Source organism: Paraburkholderia sp. BR13439, assembly GCF_040948805.1.
In the GTDB taxonomy this organism is placed as follows: domain Bacteria; phylum Pseudomonadota; class Gammaproteobacteria; order Burkholderiales; family Burkholderiaceae; genus Paraburkholderia; species Paraburkholderia youngii.
Genome location: NZ_JBFPKN010000017.1, coordinates 44,633 through 58,723 on the forward strand (window position 1 = coordinate 44,633; position 14,091 = coordinate 58,723).

The window sequence follows — 14,091 nt, forward strand, 5'->3', positions numbered from 1 at the left end:
GGCGATGAATGAAGCGTCTCCATCGGTGGTGATCTTGAGGCCCGCCTCCCACCAGCAAGGGTTCGATTTCGATGTGACGATCGTCGGCGCCGGTCCGGTCGGCCTCGCGCTCGCCGGCTGGCTCGCGCGCCGCAGCGTGACGCGCGAGCTGAAGATCGCGCTCGTCGACGCGCGCGAGCCGGAAGACTCGATCGCCGATCCGCGCGCGATCGCGGTCTCGCACGGCAGCCGGATGATCCTCGAGCCGCTGCGCTGGCCGGCCGACGCCACCGCGATCGAGCGCATCCACGTGTCGCAGCGCGGTCATTTCGGCCGCACGCTGATCGATCATCGCGAGCACGGCCTGCCCGCGCTCGGCTACGTGCTGCGTTACGGCTCGATCGTGCATGGCCTCGCCGACGCCGTGCACGCGACGCCGGTCCATTGGTTCCGCTCGACCTCAGCCGGTGCGCCGGTTCAGGAGCTCGACGGCGTCACGCTGCCGATCGAAACCGCGGGCGTCGCGCGCCAGTTGCGCACGCGGATTCTGGTGAACGCCGAGGGCGGCCTGTTCGGCGACCAGAAGCACGCGAAAAACCCGAGCCGCGCCACGGACGAAGACGCCGGCGCACGCAGCATCGGTAGAAATCACGCCGGCTCGCGCGACTACGGCCAGACCGCGTTGGTCGGCACGGTCACCGTGTCGGCACCGCAGCCGCACGTCGCATGGGAGCGCTTCACGTCGCAAGGCCCGATCGCGCTGTTGCCGATGGGCGGCGTGCGCGGCGCCGACTACGCGCTCGTCTGGTGCTGTGCGCCCGACGAAGCCGCGCGCCGCGCTCAGCTCTCCGACGAAGCGTTCCTGCGCGAGCTCGATGCGGCGTTCGGCGATCGCATGGGCCGCTTTACGCGCATCAAGGGCCGTGCGTCGTTTCCGCTCGGTCTCAACACGGTCGAAACGCTCGTGAACGGCCACATCGTCGCGATCGGCAATGCGGCGCAGACCTTGCATCCGGTGGCGGGCCAAGGCCTCAACCTGGGCCTGCGAGACGCGCACGCTCTCGCCGATGCGCTGTCGGCCGAGGGCCCGACACCGCTCGCGCTCGCCACTTTCGCGCAGCGCCGCGCGCTCGACCGGCGCCTGACGATCGGTTCGACCGACACGCTCGCGCGCCTGTTTACCATCGACTTCGCGCCGCTCGCGGTACTGCGCGGCCTCGCGCTGACCGCACTCGAATTCGTCCCGCCGGTGAAAACCGCGCTCGCCCGCCAGATGATGTTCGGCCAGCGCCGCTAGGGACGCAAAACGCCGCGCGGCTCTATGAGCCGCGCGACTTTCATAGAAGATTTAACAGGTTACGAGACCCGGTTCGCGAGTCCCGGCAACCCGTTAACGCTAAAATGATGGTTTTCCCTCGCATTTCGCGCTGCGCCGGCCGTCACGATTGTCAAATCTGACCCGACGTCGGCGCACGCTCACGTCATGCCCACTCTCGGCCCCCACATTCTGCGCAATAACCTGTTCGTCGCCCCGATGGCCGGCGTGACCGACCGGCCGTTCCGCCAGTTGTGCAAACGGCTCGGCGCGGGCTACGCGGTCTCGGAAATGGTCGCGTCGAATGCTCAGTTGTGGAAAAGCGAAAAGACCATGCGCCGCGCGAATCACGAAGGCGAGGTCGAGCCGATCGCGGTGCAGATCGCTGGCGCCGACCCGGACATGATGGCCGAGGCCGCCCGCTACAACGTCGCGAACGGTGCGCAGATCATCGACATCAACATGGGCTGCCCGGCCAAGAAGGTTTGCAACGTGGCAGCCGGCTCGGCGCTGCTGCAGAACGAACCGCTCGTGCAGCGCATTGTCGAGGCCGTCGTAAGCGCGGTTGGCGTCGGGCCCGACGCGGTACCCGTCACGCTGAAAATCCGCACCGGCTGGAATCGCGAGAACAAGAATGCGCTGAACGTCGCGCGTCTCGCACAAGCCGCGGGCATTTCGATGCTGACCGTGCACGGCCGCACGCGCGCCGACCTGTACCACGGCGACGCCGAGTACGAAACCATCGCCGCCGTGAAAGCGGCGGTCAACATTCCGGTCGTCGCGAACGGCGACATCACGTCGCCGCAAAAGGCGCGCGAGGTGTTGGCCGCGACCGGCGCGGACGCGATCATGATCGGGCGGGCCGCGCAGGGTCGTCCGTGGCTGTTCCGCGAGATCGAACATTTCCTGCAAACGGGCGAGTTGCTGCCGCCGCCGCGCATCGACGAAATCCAGCAGGTGATGAACGAACATCTCGAAGATCACTACGCTTTTTACGGGGAATTTACCGGTGTCCGCACTGCGCGCAAGCACATCGGCTGGTACACTCGCGGCCTTTCCGGCGCCAACCTGTTCCGGCATCGCATGAATACGCTGGACACCACGCGCGAACAACTCCTCGCCGTCAACGAGTTCTTTGACGCGCAAAAGGCGATCTCAGACCGCCTCGTCTACGTCGACGAAGCGCCCGGCAACCCCGGGCTCGACAGCCAGGGCGAGGACAACACCGACCGACTAGCAGCATGAGCAAGAACAACATCGAACAATCCGTCCGCGACAGCCTGGATGTGTATTTCCAGGATCTCGACGGCTCCAATCCGCACGACGTCTACGACATGGTCATTTCATGCGTGGAAAAACCCTTGCTCGAAGTGGTGCTCGAGCAGGCCAACGGTAACCAGTCGCTGGCCGCCGAGTATCTCGGCATCAACCGCAATACGCTGCGCAAGAAGCTGCAACAACACGGTTTGCTGTAGCGCGTTGTAGTTTCTCGCGCCCTGCCACGTTTCCCCTTCGGCTTTTCGTCTTCATCATGATCAAGCAAGCGCTCATCTCCGTTTCCGACAAGTCCGGCATCGTCGACTTCGCCAAATCGCTGTCGGACCTCGGCATCAAGATCCTGTCGACCGGCGGCACCGCGAAACTGCTCGCGGACGCGGGCCTGTCCGTCACCGAAGTCGCCGACTACACGGGCTTCCCGGAAATGCTCGACGGGCGCGTGAAAACGCTGCATCCGAAGGTGCACGGCGGCATCCTCGCGCGCCGCGATCTGCCCGAGCATATGGCCGCGCTCGAGAAGCACGACATTCCGACCATCGACCTGCTGGTCGTGAACCTGTACCCGTTCGTGCAGACCGTGTCGAAGGAAGAGTGCTCGCTCGAAGACGCGATCGAGAACATCGACATCGGCGGCCCGACGATGCTGCGCTCGGCCGCGAAGAATCATCGTGACGTGACGGTGGTGGTCGATCCGGCCGACTACGCGGTCGTGCTCGACGAAATGCGCGCGAACGGCAACACGGTGTCGTACAAGACGAACTTCCGTCTCGCGACCAAGGTGTACGCACACACCGCGCAGTACGACGGCGCGATCACGAACTACCTGACGAGCCTGACCGACGAGTTGCAGCACTCGTCGCGCAACGAGTACCCGGCCACCTTAAACATGGCGTTCAACAAGGTGCAGGACCTGCGCTACGGCGAAAACCCGCACCAGAACGCGGCGTTCTACCGCGACCTGACCGTGCCGGACGGCGCGCTCGCGAACTACAACCAGTTGCAGGGCAAGGAACTGTCGTACAACAACATCGCCGACTCCGACGCGGCGTGGGAATGCGTGAAGACCTTCGACGTGCCGGCCTGCGTGATCGTCAAGCACGCGAATCCGTGCGGCGTCGCGGTGGGCGCGAACGCGCACGAAGCGTACTCGAAGGCGTTCCAGACCGACCCGACCTCGGCGTTCGGCGGCATCATCGCGTTCAACCGTGAAGTCGACGAAGCGGCCGCGCAAGCCGTTGCGAAGCAGTTCGTCGAAGTGCTGATCGCGCCGTCGTTCAGCGCCGAAGCGCGTCAGGTATTCGCGGCGAAGCAGAACGTGCGTCTGCTCGAAATCGCGCTGGGCGAAGGCCACAACACTTTCGATCTGAAGCGCGTCGGTGGCGGCCTGCTGGTGCAGTCGCTCGACTCGAAGAACGTGCAGCCGCGCGAGTTGCGCGTCGTCACGAAGCGTCATCCGACGCCGAAGGAAATGGACGACCTGCTGTTCGCATGGCGTGTCGCGAAGTACGTGAAGTCGAACGCGATCGTGTTCTGCGCGAACGGCATGACGCTCGGCGTCGGCGCGGGTCAGATGAGCCGCGTGGACTCGGCGCGTATCGCGAGCATCAAGGCGCAGAACGCCGGTCTGACGCTGGCCGGTTCGGCGGTCGCATCGGACGCGTTCTTCCCGTTCCGCGACGGTCTCGACGTCGTGGTCGCTGCAGGCGCGACCTGCGTGATCCAGCCGGGTGGCTCGGTGCGCGACGACGAAGTGGTCATGGCCGCCGACGAGCACAACATCGCGATGGTGCTGACGGGCGTGCGTCACTTCCGTCATTGATCGGCTGAAGTTCGATAGCTGAAAAAAGGCCCGGCGGGTTGTCCCGCCGGGCCTTTCGTTTTGCGGCGACGCGTTCAATCGTCCGGATCTTTGCGCGCGTAACCGTCCCGCACTTGCGGATGCTGGCTGATGTACGTGCCCAAACCCTGGCCGCGCCGCGCGAGACGCTTCAGCACCGCGAGATGCTCGGCGCCGACACTTGCCTCTGTGTACCAATACACGACACCCGGCCGAAAGCGCACTTTGATGAAATCGTCGCCGATTTCATAGGCGTCGACGCCCGAGTCGCGGCTGAGATTGCGGTAGCGCTCCATTCCCGATCGCCCTCCTCGTGCAAAGCCTTTAGCAGCTTTTATTCCGCCAGGCATGCTGCCAGCGGTCCGCCGCACGCCGCGTTCGTTGTAGTATCGCAGGCACCTGGTTTTTATCGCTTGTGCGGCACTTCATGAGAATTCTCGGCATCGACCCCGGCCTGCGCGTGACCGGCTTCGGCGTGATCGAACAACACGGCCACACACTGCGCTACGTCGCGAGCGGCGTGATCCGCACCGCCGACGCCGATCTGCCGTCGCGGCTCGGCACCATCTTCGCAGGCATCTCGACGCTGATCCGCGAGCACGCGCCGGATCAGGCGGCGATCGAAAAAGTCTTCGTCAACGTCAATCCGCAGTCGACGCTGCTGCTCGGCCAGGCGCGCGGCGCCGCGATCTGCGGGCTCGTCGCGGGCGGCGTACCGGTCGCCGAATACACCGCGCTGCAGCTGAAGCAGTCAGTGGTCGGCTATGGCCGCGCGACCAAGGAGCAGATGCAGCAGATGGTCGTGCGGCTCTTGAGCCTGTCGGGCGTGCCGGGCACCGACGCCGCCGACGCGCTCGGCATGGCCATCTGCCATGCGCACGGCGGCTCGACGCTAAGCACGCTAGGCGGCATCGCACCGGCGCTCGCGAAGAAGGGTCTGCGGGTGCGGCGCGGGCGTCTGGTCGGCTAGCGCAACGTAGACACGCGATGCCGTTCGCGCCGCCGATCCGCTGCGCTACACTCGCGCATTCCCATCCGACTCTGAAAATTAATCCGCCATGATCGGTCGCATCGCCGGCGTTCTGCTGGAAAAAAACCCGCCGCATCTGCTCGTCGACTGCAACGGCGTCGGCTATGAAGTGGACGTGCCGATGAGCACGTTCTACAACCTGCCGTCGACCGGCGAGCGCATCGTGCTGCTCACCCAGATGATCGTGCGCGAAGACGCGCATCTGCTGTACGGCTTCGGCACCGCGCAGGAACGCGCGACCTTCCGCGAGCTGCTGAAGATTTCCGGCATCGGCGCGCGCATGGCACTCGCGGTGCTGTCAGGCATGAGCGTCGCGGAGCTCGCGCAGACCGTCACGATGCAGGACGCCGCGCGCCTCACGCGCGTGCCGGGCATCGGCAAGAAGACCGCCGAGCGGCTGCTGCTCGAACTGAAGGGCAAGCTCGGCGCCGACCTCGGTGCGATGGCGGGCGCCGCGTCGCCATCCGACCATGCTTCGGACATCCTCAATGCGCTGCTCGCGCTCGGCTACTCGGAAAAAGAAGCGCTCGCGGCGATCAAGAACGTGCCGGCCGGCACGGGCGTGTCCGAGGGCATCAAGCTCGCGCTGAAGGCGCTCTCGAAGGGCTGATGCGCGATCCGCGCGCGGTACAATGACCGCATGATCGAAACCGACAAACTCGCCGCCGAGCGCATCATCGCGGCCACGCCCGTGTCGCCGAACGAAGAAGCGTTCGAGCGCGCGCTGCGCCCGCGTCAGCTCGACGAATATGTCGGGCAGGAGAAAGTGCGCGGTCAGCTCGAAATCTTCATCGAGGCCGCGAAGCGCCGTTCCGAATCGCTCGACCACGTGCTGCTGTTCGGCCCGCCTGGCCTCGGCAAGACCACGCTCGCACACATCATCGCGCGCGAGATGGGCGTCAATCTGCGGCAAACGTCGGGGCCCGTGCTCGAACGCGCCGGCGACCTCGCCGCGCTGCTCACCAATCTCGAAGCCAACGACGTGCTGTTCATCGACGAAATCCACCGGCTCTCGCCGGTCGTCGAGGAAATCCTCTATCCGGCGCTCGAGGATTATCAGATCGACATCATGATCGGCGAAGGGCCGGCCGCGCGCAGCGTGAAGCTCGATCTGCAGCCGTTCACGCTGGTCGGCGCGACCACGCGCGCGGGCATGCTGACCAATCCGCTGCGCGACCGCTTCGGCATCGTCGCGCGACTCGAGTTCTACAACGCCGAGGAGCTCGCGCGCATCGTCACGCGTTCGGCCGCGCTGCTCGGCGCGCAGATCCATCCGGACGGTGCCTTCGAAATCGCCCGTCGCGCGCGCGGCACGCCGCGTATCGCGAACCGCCTGCTGCGGCGCGTGCGCGACTTCGCCGAAGTGAAGGCCGACGGCAACATCACCGCGCAGGTGGCCGACGCCGCGCTCAGCATGCTCGACGTCGACGCGGTCGGCTTCGACCTGATGGACCGCAAGCTGCTCGAAGCGATCCTGTACAAGTTCGACGGCGGCCCGGTCGGTGTCGACAATCTCGCGGCGGCGATCGGCGAGGAGCGCGACACGATCGAAGACGTGCTCGAGCCGTATCTGATCCAGCAGGGCTTCCTGCAGCGCACGCCGCGCGGCCGCGTCGCCACGCTGCTCACGTATAGGCACTTCGGGCTGGCCGCGCCGGATTCGTCGAGCGCGCTGCCGGGTCTGTGGAATTCAACGAACTGAGTCAGACGACGAGGCCGACCAGGATGTCCGATCAGACCCAGCAACCCGGCCCTTCCAACCGTTTACCCGTCAATCCCGCCGGCGACCCGTCCGGCAATTTCGCGGCGCGCCTCACCCACCGCCTGCGCTCGAAACTCGCCGCGGGCGTCACCCATCTGACGACCGGTAGCGGACCGATGCTCGACTACTCATCGCCGCCGGGCGACCCCGGCCTGTTCGGGCCGAACTCCGTCTGCTGGAAAGTCCACGCCGACTTCACGTCGATGATGGCAGGCGGCATCAGCGCGCTGCTGCTGCAGGCGCTGCATCCGCTCGCGCTCGCGGGCGTCTGGGACCACTCGAGCTTTCGTACCGACATTCTGGGCCGGCTGCGCCGCACGGCGACGTTCATCGCCGGCACGACGTATGGCAGCAAGAGCGATGCGCTCGCGTTGATCGAGCGTGTGAAGGGCATTCATCTCGACGTGACCGGCGTCGCACCGGACGGCCAGTCGTATCGCGCAAGTGAGCCCGCGCTGCTGACGTGGGTGCACGTCGCGGAGGTGTCGAGCTTCATGACCGCTCATCTGCGCTATGTGAATCCGGTGCTGTCCGTCACCGCGCAGGATCAATACTTCGCGGAAACTGCGCGCATCGCGGAAATGCTCGGCGCCATCGACATTCCGCGCTCTCGCGCCGAGATCGAAGCGTACCTGCTGGCGATGCGGCCCGCCCTCGTCGCCAGCGAGCGCACGCGCGAAGTCGTCAGGATTCTGATGAACGCGCCGGCACCGAGCTTCGCGATGCGGCCCGCCGGCACGCTGATGCTCAACGCGGGCGTCGATTTGTTGCCCGACTGGGCGCAGTCGATGCTCGATTTGAAGCGCTACGCGGTGCTGCGTCGAACTCTCGCACGGCCTGGCGTGCGGGTCGTCGCGCCGGTAATCCGCTGGGCGTTGATCAATGGCGTATCGAAGCGGGCCCGGCGGCGCGCGGCGGCGGTGCGGCGGCAGGATTGATCGCGCCGCGCGAGCCGGGCCATTGTCGGCTTCGGCTTACCGCTTCGACTCCGGTCCCTTCCTGAAACCGTCATCGTCGGCGCTGCCGGCTTCGAGATGCGATACGTCCGCCCACGTCACGATCGTCGCGCGATCGTTCCCGTAATCCACGACGTTCAGGCTGGTGTTCAGCAACGGGTAATTGCGCGGTGCGTCGAGCGGCAAACTGGTTGCAAAGCGGTGCACGCAGTCGAGCACGCCGCCATGCGTGACACACACGATGCGCCCACCCGGATGCGCGGCGACGAGCGGCTCGATCGCGTGCATGATGCGGTGGTAGAACACGCGGTGCGACTCGCCCCCGGGCGGCGCGAAGCCGGGATCACGGGTTTGCCACTGCGCGTATTCGTCGGGGAAACGTAGCGCGATCTCGTCGCTGTCATGGCCCTGGAACGCGCCGTACGAGCGCTCGCGCAAGTTCTCGCGCGATTGCAGCGGCAGGTCGAGCGCCTCGCCGATCGGCTGCGCGGTCTGCTGCGCGCGCTGCAGGTCGCTCGAATAGATCGCGTCGAGCCGCGCGCCCTGCTTCGCCTCGGCGGCGAGGCGCTGCGCGAGACGTTGCGCCTGCGCGATGCCGGTCGTCGCGAGCGGAATGTCGATGTGGCCTTGAATGCGCTTGATGCGGTTCCAGTCGGTCTCGCCGTGCCGGATAAACAGGATCTGCGTCGTCATGAGAGAGAGGTGCCGTTCGCGGTTGTGTCCACGGCTATTGTCGCAAAAAGCGGCGGCGCGGCTCGCATGCCGCGACTGCGCACTCGCACCGTTTGCGCTCTTCTACGCGTTGGTCTGCAACCAGAACGTGACCGGCCCGTCGTTGACGAGCGACACCTGCATCTCCGCGCCGAACTCACCGGTCTCGACGATCGGATGCTTCGCGCGCGCCGCCGTGACGAAGTAGTCGAACAGGCGCTTGCCCTCGTCGGGTGGCGCGGCCGGCGTGAAGCTCGGGCGCAGGCCGCTGTTGGTATCTGCCGCGAGCGTGAACTGGGACACCAGCAGCAGGCCGCCCGCGCGCCCTGCGCCGTCGAGATTTTGCACCGAGAGGTTCATCTTGCCGGCCGCGTCGCTGAACACGCGGTAGCCGAGCACCTTGGCGAGCAGCTTGTCGGCCACGGCCTCGGTGTCGCCGCGCTCCGCGCAGACGAGCGCGAGCAGGCCGGCGTCGATCGCGCCGGTTACCCGATCGGCGACGCGCACTTCGGCGCGCCGCACACGTTGGATCAGCGCGATCACGCCGTCAGCGTCACGCGTGCGAAGCGGCGCTTGCCGACCTGCACGACGTACTCGCCCGCTTCGACCTTCAGGCCTTTGTCGGACACCGCGGTGCCATCGATCTTCACGCCGCCCTGCTCGATGTTGCGCAGTGCCTCGCTCGTCGACGGCACGAGGTTCGCCTGCTTCAGCAGCTGGCCGATCGCAAGCGGTGCGCCCGCGAGCGTCACGGCCGGAATATCGTCGGGTACGCCGCCCTTCGCGCGATGATTGAAGTCCTCGAGCGCGCGCTCGGCATCCGCCTGCGAGTGGAAACGCGCAACGATTTCCTGGCCGAGCATCACCTTGAAGTCGCGCGGGTTACGGCCCGCCTCGGCCTCGCGCTTGAAGCCGGCGATTTCGTCCATCGGACGGAACGACAGCAACTCGAAGTAACGCCACATCAGCGTGTCGGAAATGCTCATCAGCTTGCCGAACATGTCGGTCGGCTTTTCGCTGATGCCGATGTAGTTGTTCTTCGACTTCGACATCTTCTCGACGCCGTCGAGCCCTTCGAGCAGCGGCATCGTCAGGATGCACTGCTGCTCCTGGCCGTACTGCTTCTGCAGCTCGCGACCGACCAGCAGGTTGAACTTCTGGTCCGTGCCGCCGAGTTCGAGGTCCGCGTTCAGCGCGACCGAGTCGTAGCCCTGCATCAGCGGGTACAGGAATTCGTGGATCGAGATCGGCACGCCGCCCTGGAAGCGCTTCGTGAAGTCCTCGCGCTCGAGAATGCGCGCGACCGTGTAGCGCGACGCGAGCTTGATCATGCCGTCGGCGCCGAGCGGCATCGACCATTCGCTGTTGTAGCGGATCTCGGTCTTGCCGCGATCGAGCACGAGGGCGGCCTGCTCGAAGTAGGTTTTCGCGTTCGATTCGATCTGCTCGCGCGTGAGCGGCGGGCGGGTCGCGTTGCGCCCGGACGGGTCGCCGATCAGCGACGTGAAATCGCCGATCAGGAAAATCACCGTGTGGCCGAGGTCCTGCAGCTGGCGCATCTTGTTCAGCACGACCGTGTGGCCGATGTGGATGTCGGGTGCAGTTGGATCGAGCCCGAGCTTGATGCGCAGCGGCGTGGCCGTCGCCGCGCTGCGCGCGAGCTTTTGCGCGAATTCGTCTTCGATCAGCAGTTCGTCGACGCCGCGCTTGGTCACGGCGAGCGCGTGACGGACTTCGTCGGTGATCGGGAAGGCGGAAGCGGGATTGGGCTGGGTGGACTCGGTGCTCATGCTGGAAACGTGAAGTCGCGAAAAAACAGGATTGTCCCATAGATGCGCGCCGCCGCGCCCACTGACACGCCCTGTGCGGCTGCGCGACGGGCGATTTCGTTGCCGCTCGCGTCACCTACGGCGTTTGCGCCGATAATCTGCTACAACGAATCGCAATGAACATCGACAGGAGCAGCGACGTGGCGCAAGATCCCGCAGACGGCATCTATTTCGGACTGATGTCGGGAACCAGCATGGACGGTGTGGACGGCGTCGCCGTCCGGTTTGCCACGGGGAAACCGCCCGAAGTGCTGGCCGAGGCGTTCGTCGGCTTTTCGGCCGGCATCCGCGAGGCGCTGTTCGCGCTGCAACAGCCGGGGGACAACGAGATCGAGCGCGAAGCGCTCGCCGCCAACGCGCTAGCGACGCGCTACACGGTGTGCTGCCACGATCTGCTGCGCGATAGCCGCGTATCGGCCGACGAGGTCCGTGCCATTGGCGTGCACGGGCAGACCGTGCGGCATCGGCCGGAAAAGGGCTATACGCGGCAGATCAACAACCCGGCGCTGCTCGCGGAGATGTTGCATATCGACGTGGTCGCCGATTTCCGCAGCCGCGACGTCGCGGCGGGCGGCCAGGGCGCGCCGCTCGTGCCCGCGTTTCACGCGACGATCTTCGGGGCGAAGAACGAAACGCGTGTCGTCTGCAATCTTGGCGGCATCAGCAACATCACGATCCTGAACGCGACCGGCGGGGTGCGCGGCTTCGACTGCGGCCCGGCGAACGCGCTGCTCGACGCTTGGGCCGAGCGCCATCTTGGCAAGCCATTCGACGAAAACGGTCATTTCGCGGCGAGCGGCCAGATCGATCGCAAGCTGCTGAACGCGCTGCTCGACGAGCCGTTCTTCGCCGAACAGCCGCCCAAGAGCACCGGCCGCGATCTGTTCAACACCGCATGGCTCGATGCGAAACTCGAGCCGTTCGCCGCGCTCGCACCGGCCGACGTACAGGCGACGCTCGTCGCGCTGACCGCGGTGACGGTTGCGCGCGAGATCGGGCGGCATGCATCCGACGCGCGGGCCGTGTACGTGTGTGGCGGCGGCGCGCGCAATCCGGAGATCATGAAGGCGTTGCAGCAGGCGCTCGAAGACAGCGGCGTAAGCGGCGTGCCCGTGTTGACGACCGACGCGCTGGGCGTGCCGCCGAGCCAGGTTGAACCGCTCGCGTTCGCATGGCTCGCGATGCGCTGCATCGCGCGTCTGCCGGGCAGTCTGCCAAGCGTGACGGGGGCGTCCGCGGAGCGGGTTCTGGGGGCGATTTATCCGCGCTGATGAGAGGTCAAGGCGAAGAAACCGACGCCTTTCGCCGTCGCGCGCTGCTTCCGTGGCGCGGAAGCAATAAAAAAACGGGGCCGAGGCCCCGTTTTCGCTGTGGTTTAATGAGCCTTACCGCTCAGACCGAAAACGACGAACCGCAACCGCAGGTCGTGGTTGCGTTCGGGTTCTTGATGACGAACTGCGCGCCGTTGATGTCATCCTTGTAGTCGATCTCTGCGCCGACCAGGTACTGGTAGCTCATCGAGTCGATCAGAAGTTGCACGCCGCTCTTGTTCATCACGGTGTCGTCTTCGTTGATCGCTTCGTCAAACGTGAAGCCGTACTGGAAACCCGAGCAGCCGCCGCCCTGCACGAACACGCGCAGTTTGAGCTCCGGGTTGCCTTCCTCATCGATCAGTTGCTTGACCTTGTCCGCCGCTGCGTCGGTGAAGACGAAGGGGGCCGGCATCTCGGTCACGGGGGTGTCGGTGACTGCGTTCATTCGAACTCTCCAAAAAGCTTTAGCCGATATTGTAGGGCTGTTCCGGATATCGTGCTGATGCCCACAAAATCAATGGGTTCTTGTTGCAAGGTCGATGCAAGGCGAGCCGTTGCCGCTGAGCGAACGAGACCAGGCCGCGAACGCCAGCGAAGCATAAAAAAAGCCGCCTTCGCTCGTGGCGTTGGCGGCTTTTGCTGCAAACCGGCGTGAAGCCCCGGATTGCGCCCGAAACGATTAACGCTTCGAGAACTGCTTGCGGCGACGTGCCTTGTGGAAGCCGACCTTCTTACGTTCGACTTCACGAGCGTCACGCGTAACGAAGCCAGCGTTCGACAGTTGCGGCTTCAGCGTTGCGTCGTAGTCCATCAGAGCGCGGGTGATGCCGTGGCGAACCGCACCGGCTTGACCCGTTTCACCGCCACCGGTCACGTTGACCTTGATGTCGAACGTGGTGCCGTGGTTCGTGAGTTCCAGCGGCTGACGCACGATCATCAGCGACGTTTCGCGCGAGAAGTAGTCGGCGATGGGCTTGCCGTTCACAACGATGTCGCCCTTGCCTGCCTTGATGAACACGCGAGCGACGGCGCTCTTGCGGCGGCCCGTGCCGTAATTCCAGTTACCGATCATGTGGGCTCCCCTTAGATCTCGAGCGCCTTCGGCTGTTGTGCCGAATGCGGATGCGTTGCGTCAGCGTAGACCTTCAGCTTCTTGATCATCGCGTAGCCGAGCGGGCCCTTCGGCAGCATGCCCTTGACCGCCTTCTCGAGCGCGCGGCCCGGGAAGCGTTCCTGCATCTTGCCGAACGTCGTTTCATAGATACCGCCCGGGTAGCCCGAGTGACGGTAGTACTTCTTGTCGGTAACCTTGTTGCCCGTGACCTTCAGCTTGCCAGCGTTGATAACGATGATGAAATCACCGGTGTCGACGTGGGGAGTGAATTCAGGCTTGTGCTTGCCGCGAAGACGGTGTGCCACTTCGCTGGCGACACGCCCGAGAACCTTATCCGTCGCGTCAATCACGTACCATTCGCGCGTCACCTCATGGGCTTTTGCGGAAAACGTCTTCATGATCGATCCAAAAAAATTGCTGCGCCCAATGTGTTCTTTCCTGCTTGTAGTTTGCGCATCGAGGCGCGTGCAGGCTCTCCCTGGTTCTTCTTCCGCGGGCGCGGATGCGGAAAAGCCCTGAATTATAAAGGAATTTGTACTCGCAAGTCAAAACGTGCGATGCGCTCTCCATAAGCGGTCCGAAATCGGGGCAAAACGGCGGACGAAGCCAGGCGAAAAAAAACCCGAACAAGTGGTCCGGGTTTAATCCACCAAAGGAGGAGGTGGAGGAGACAGCGGAGGTTGCAGAACTGCTGCAACGATGGGTGGATTATAAGAGTCGCCCTTGTGCAACGCAAGAATATTTGCATTGCGAAATGCGTTTTCATAATGTGGCAGATTCGGTGTGCCACTACGGTTTGGCAAAACTCCTTTTGGATCAAGCACTAAGGGTGAAATAATTCCGACAGCATCAGATCTCCTCTGGACTAAAACCCCTAGACCGGGTGGGGGACTAGGAAATCGCCGGCCCATTTCGCACCGCAGCAAGAAAGCAAGCAGTGTGCATGGACACCGACTGCGGTCGGCCT

General features: G+C 64.8%; 16 protein-coding genes. 9 read left to right on the plus strand and 7 right to left on the minus strand.

Annotated elements, in window-relative coordinates:
* The first annotated feature begins 4 nt into the window (after positions 1 to 4).
* From AB3X96_RS28845 to purH, 4 genes are all read left to right on the plus strand, one after another.
* A complete protein-coding gene (locus tag AB3X96_RS28845; protein ID WP_368592395.1) occupies positions 5 to 1,276 on the plus strand; it encodes a UbiH/UbiF/VisC/COQ6 family ubiquinone biosynthesis hydroxylase in 1,272 nt (423 codons plus the stop codon).
* Between the two features lie 186 nt (positions 1,277 to 1,462).
* Positions 1,463 to 2,539, plus strand: a complete 1,077-nt coding sequence (gene dusB / locus AB3X96_RS28850) for a tRNA dihydrouridine synthase DusB (RefSeq protein ID WP_368592396.1) — start codon at positions 1,463 to 1,465, stop codon at positions 2,537 to 2,539.
* A complete protein-coding gene (locus AB3X96_RS28855; protein ID WP_013090496.1) occupies positions 2,536 to 2,769 on the plus strand; it encodes a Fis family transcriptional regulator in 234 nt (77 codons plus the stop codon). The genes dusB and AB3X96_RS28855 overlap by 4 nt, the downstream gene beginning before the upstream one ends.
* Before the next feature lie 56 nt (positions 2,770 to 2,825).
* Positions 2,826 to 4,391: a bifunctional phosphoribosylaminoimidazolecarboxamide formyltransferase/IMP cyclohydrolase gene (purH, locus tag AB3X96_RS28860; RefSeq protein ID WP_368592397.1), complete on the plus strand. Its 1,566-nt coding sequence runs from the start codon at positions 2,826 to 2,828 to the stop codon at positions 4,389 to 4,391.
* Positions 4,392 to 4,465: 74 nt separating this feature from the next.
* Here purH and AB3X96_RS28865 read toward each other — a convergent pair whose 3' ends face one another.
* On the minus strand, positions 4,466 to 4,705 hold the full coding sequence (locus AB3X96_RS28865; RefSeq protein WP_368592398.1) for a hypothetical protein: 240 nt from the start codon (positions 4,703 to 4,705) through the stop codon (positions 4,466 to 4,468).
* A 131-nt stretch (positions 4,706 to 4,836) separates the two neighbouring features.
* Between AB3X96_RS28865 and ruvC the strand changes: the two genes are divergently transcribed.
* The 4 genes from ruvC (at position 4,837) to AB3X96_RS28885 (ending at position 8,139) form a co-directional block, all read left to right on the plus strand.
* Complete coding sequence (ruvC, locus tag AB3X96_RS28870) at positions 4,837 to 5,379, plus strand: crossover junction endodeoxyribonuclease RuvC (RefSeq protein ID WP_008919621.1); 543 nt, start codon at positions 4,837 to 4,839, stop codon at positions 5,377 to 5,379.
* Positions 5,380 to 5,467: 88 nt separating this feature from the next.
* Positions 5,468 to 6,049, plus strand: a complete 582-nt coding sequence (gene ruvA / locus AB3X96_RS28875) for a Holliday junction branch migration protein RuvA (RefSeq protein WP_018421776.1) — start codon at positions 5,468 to 5,470, stop codon at positions 6,047 to 6,049.
* 30 nt (positions 6,050 to 6,079) lie between these two features.
* Complete coding sequence (ruvB, locus tag AB3X96_RS28880) at positions 6,080 to 7,141, plus strand: Holliday junction branch migration DNA helicase RuvB (protein ID WP_013090500.1); 1,062 nt, start codon at positions 6,080 to 6,082, stop codon at positions 7,139 to 7,141.
* Positions 7,142 to 7,164: 23 nt separating this feature from the next.
* Complete coding sequence (locus AB3X96_RS28885) at positions 7,165 to 8,139, plus strand: oxygenase MpaB family protein (RefSeq protein WP_368592399.1); 975 nt, start codon at positions 7,165 to 7,167, stop codon at positions 8,137 to 8,139.
* A 36-nt stretch (positions 8,140 to 8,175) separates the two neighbouring features.
* On the opposite strand, the gene AB3X96_RS28890 is transcribed toward AB3X96_RS28885, so the two are convergent.
* The 3 genes from AB3X96_RS28890 to tyrS all read right to left on the minus strand — a co-directional run bounded on the left by AB3X96_RS28890 (position 8,176) and on the right by tyrS (position 10,658).
* A complete protein-coding gene (locus tag AB3X96_RS28890) occupies positions 8,176 to 8,850 on the minus strand; it encodes a histidine phosphatase family protein (RefSeq protein WP_368592400.1) in 675 nt (224 codons plus the stop codon).
* 102 nt (positions 8,851 to 8,952) lie between these two features.
* A complete protein-coding gene (gene dtd, locus AB3X96_RS28895) occupies positions 8,953 to 9,411 on the minus strand; it encodes a D-aminoacyl-tRNA deacylase (RefSeq protein WP_176121816.1) in 459 nt (152 codons plus the stop codon).
* Positions 9,408 to 10,658 carry a tyrosine--tRNA ligase gene (gene tyrS, locus AB3X96_RS28900; RefSeq protein ID WP_368592401.1) on the minus strand — a complete coding sequence of 417 codons (1,251 nt, stop codon included), beginning with the start codon at positions 10,656 to 10,658 and terminating at the stop codon, positions 9,408 to 9,410. Before tyrS ends, dtd begins: the two co-directional genes overlap by 4 nt.
* 179 nt (positions 10,659 to 10,837) lie before the next feature.
* On the opposite strand from tyrS, the gene AB3X96_RS28905 reads away from it, so the two are divergent.
* A complete protein-coding gene (locus AB3X96_RS28905) occupies positions 10,838 to 11,968 on the plus strand; it encodes an anhydro-N-acetylmuramic acid kinase (protein WP_368592471.1) in 1,131 nt (376 codons plus the stop codon).
* 121 nt (positions 11,969 to 12,089) lie between these two features.
* On the opposite strand, the gene erpA is transcribed toward AB3X96_RS28905, so the two are convergent.
* From erpA to rplM, 3 genes are all read right to left on the minus strand, one after another.
* Positions 12,090 to 12,455 carry an iron-sulfur cluster insertion protein ErpA gene (erpA, locus tag AB3X96_RS28910; protein WP_013090506.1) on the minus strand — a complete coding sequence of 122 codons (366 nt, stop codon included), beginning with the start codon at positions 12,453 to 12,455 and terminating at the stop codon, positions 12,090 to 12,092.
* A gap of 234 nt (positions 12,456 to 12,689) precedes the next feature.
* Entirely contained in the window at positions 12,690 to 13,082 is a 393-nt protein-coding gene (gene rpsI / locus AB3X96_RS28915) for a 30S ribosomal protein S9 (RefSeq protein WP_013090507.1), read from the minus strand.
* Positions 13,083 to 13,093: 11 nt separating this feature from the next.
* The gene (gene rplM, locus AB3X96_RS28920) at positions 13,094 to 13,522 is read right to left on the minus strand and encodes a 50S ribosomal protein L13 (protein ID WP_013090508.1); all 429 of its coding nucleotides are present in this window, start codon (positions 13,520 to 13,522) and stop codon (positions 13,094 to 13,096) included.
* Between the last annotated feature and the right edge of the window lie 569 nt (positions 13,523 to 14,091).

Excerpts from the sequence above, each read along its gene's own strand:
- AB3X96_RS28845 (WP_368592395.1), top strand. The coding sequence starts at position 5 with ATGAATGAAGCGTCTCCATCGGTGGTGATCTTGAGGCCCGCCTCCCAC.
- dusB (WP_368592396.1), top strand. The coding sequence starts at position 1,463 with ATGCCCACTCTCGGCCCCCACATTCTGCGCAATAACCTGTTCGTCGCC.
- AB3X96_RS28855 (WP_013090496.1), top strand. The coding sequence starts at position 2,536 with ATGAGCAAGAACAACATCGAACAATCCGTCCGCGACAGCCTGGATGTG.
- purH (WP_368592397.1), top strand. The coding sequence starts at position 2,826 with ATGATCAAGCAAGCGCTCATCTCCGTTTCCGACAAGTCCGGCATCGTC.
- AB3X96_RS28865 (WP_368592398.1), bottom strand. The coding sequence starts at position 4,705 with ATGGAGCGCTACCGCAATCTCAGCCGCGACTCGGGCGTCGACGCCTAT.
- ruvC (WP_008919621.1), top strand. The coding sequence starts at position 4,837 with ATGAGAATTCTCGGCATCGACCCCGGCCTGCGCGTGACCGGCTTCGGC.
- ruvA (WP_018421776.1), top strand. The coding sequence starts at position 5,468 with ATGATCGGTCGCATCGCCGGCGTTCTGCTGGAAAAAAACCCGCCGCAT.
- ruvB (WP_013090500.1), top strand. The coding sequence starts at position 6,080 with ATGATCGAAACCGACAAACTCGCCGCCGAGCGCATCATCGCGGCCACG.
- AB3X96_RS28885 (WP_368592399.1), top strand. The coding sequence starts at position 7,165 with ATGTCCGATCAGACCCAGCAACCCGGCCCTTCCAACCGTTTACCCGTC.
- AB3X96_RS28890 (WP_368592400.1), bottom strand. The coding sequence starts at position 8,850 with ATGACGACGCAGATCCTGTTTATCCGGCACGGCGAGACCGACTGGAAC.
- tyrS (WP_368592401.1), bottom strand. The coding sequence starts at position 10,658 with ATGAGCACCGAGTCCACCCAGCCCAATCCCGCTTCCGCCTTCCCGATC.
- erpA (WP_013090506.1), bottom strand. The coding sequence starts at position 12,455 with ATGAACGCAGTCACCGACACCCCCGTGACCGAGATGCCGGCCCCCTTC.
- rpsI (WP_013090507.1), bottom strand. The coding sequence starts at position 13,082 with ATGATCGGTAACTGGAATTACGGCACGGGCCGCCGCAAGAGCGCCGTC.
- rplM (WP_013090508.1), bottom strand. The coding sequence starts at position 13,522 with ATGAAGACGTTTTCCGCAAAAGCCCATGAGGTGACGCGCGAATGGTAC.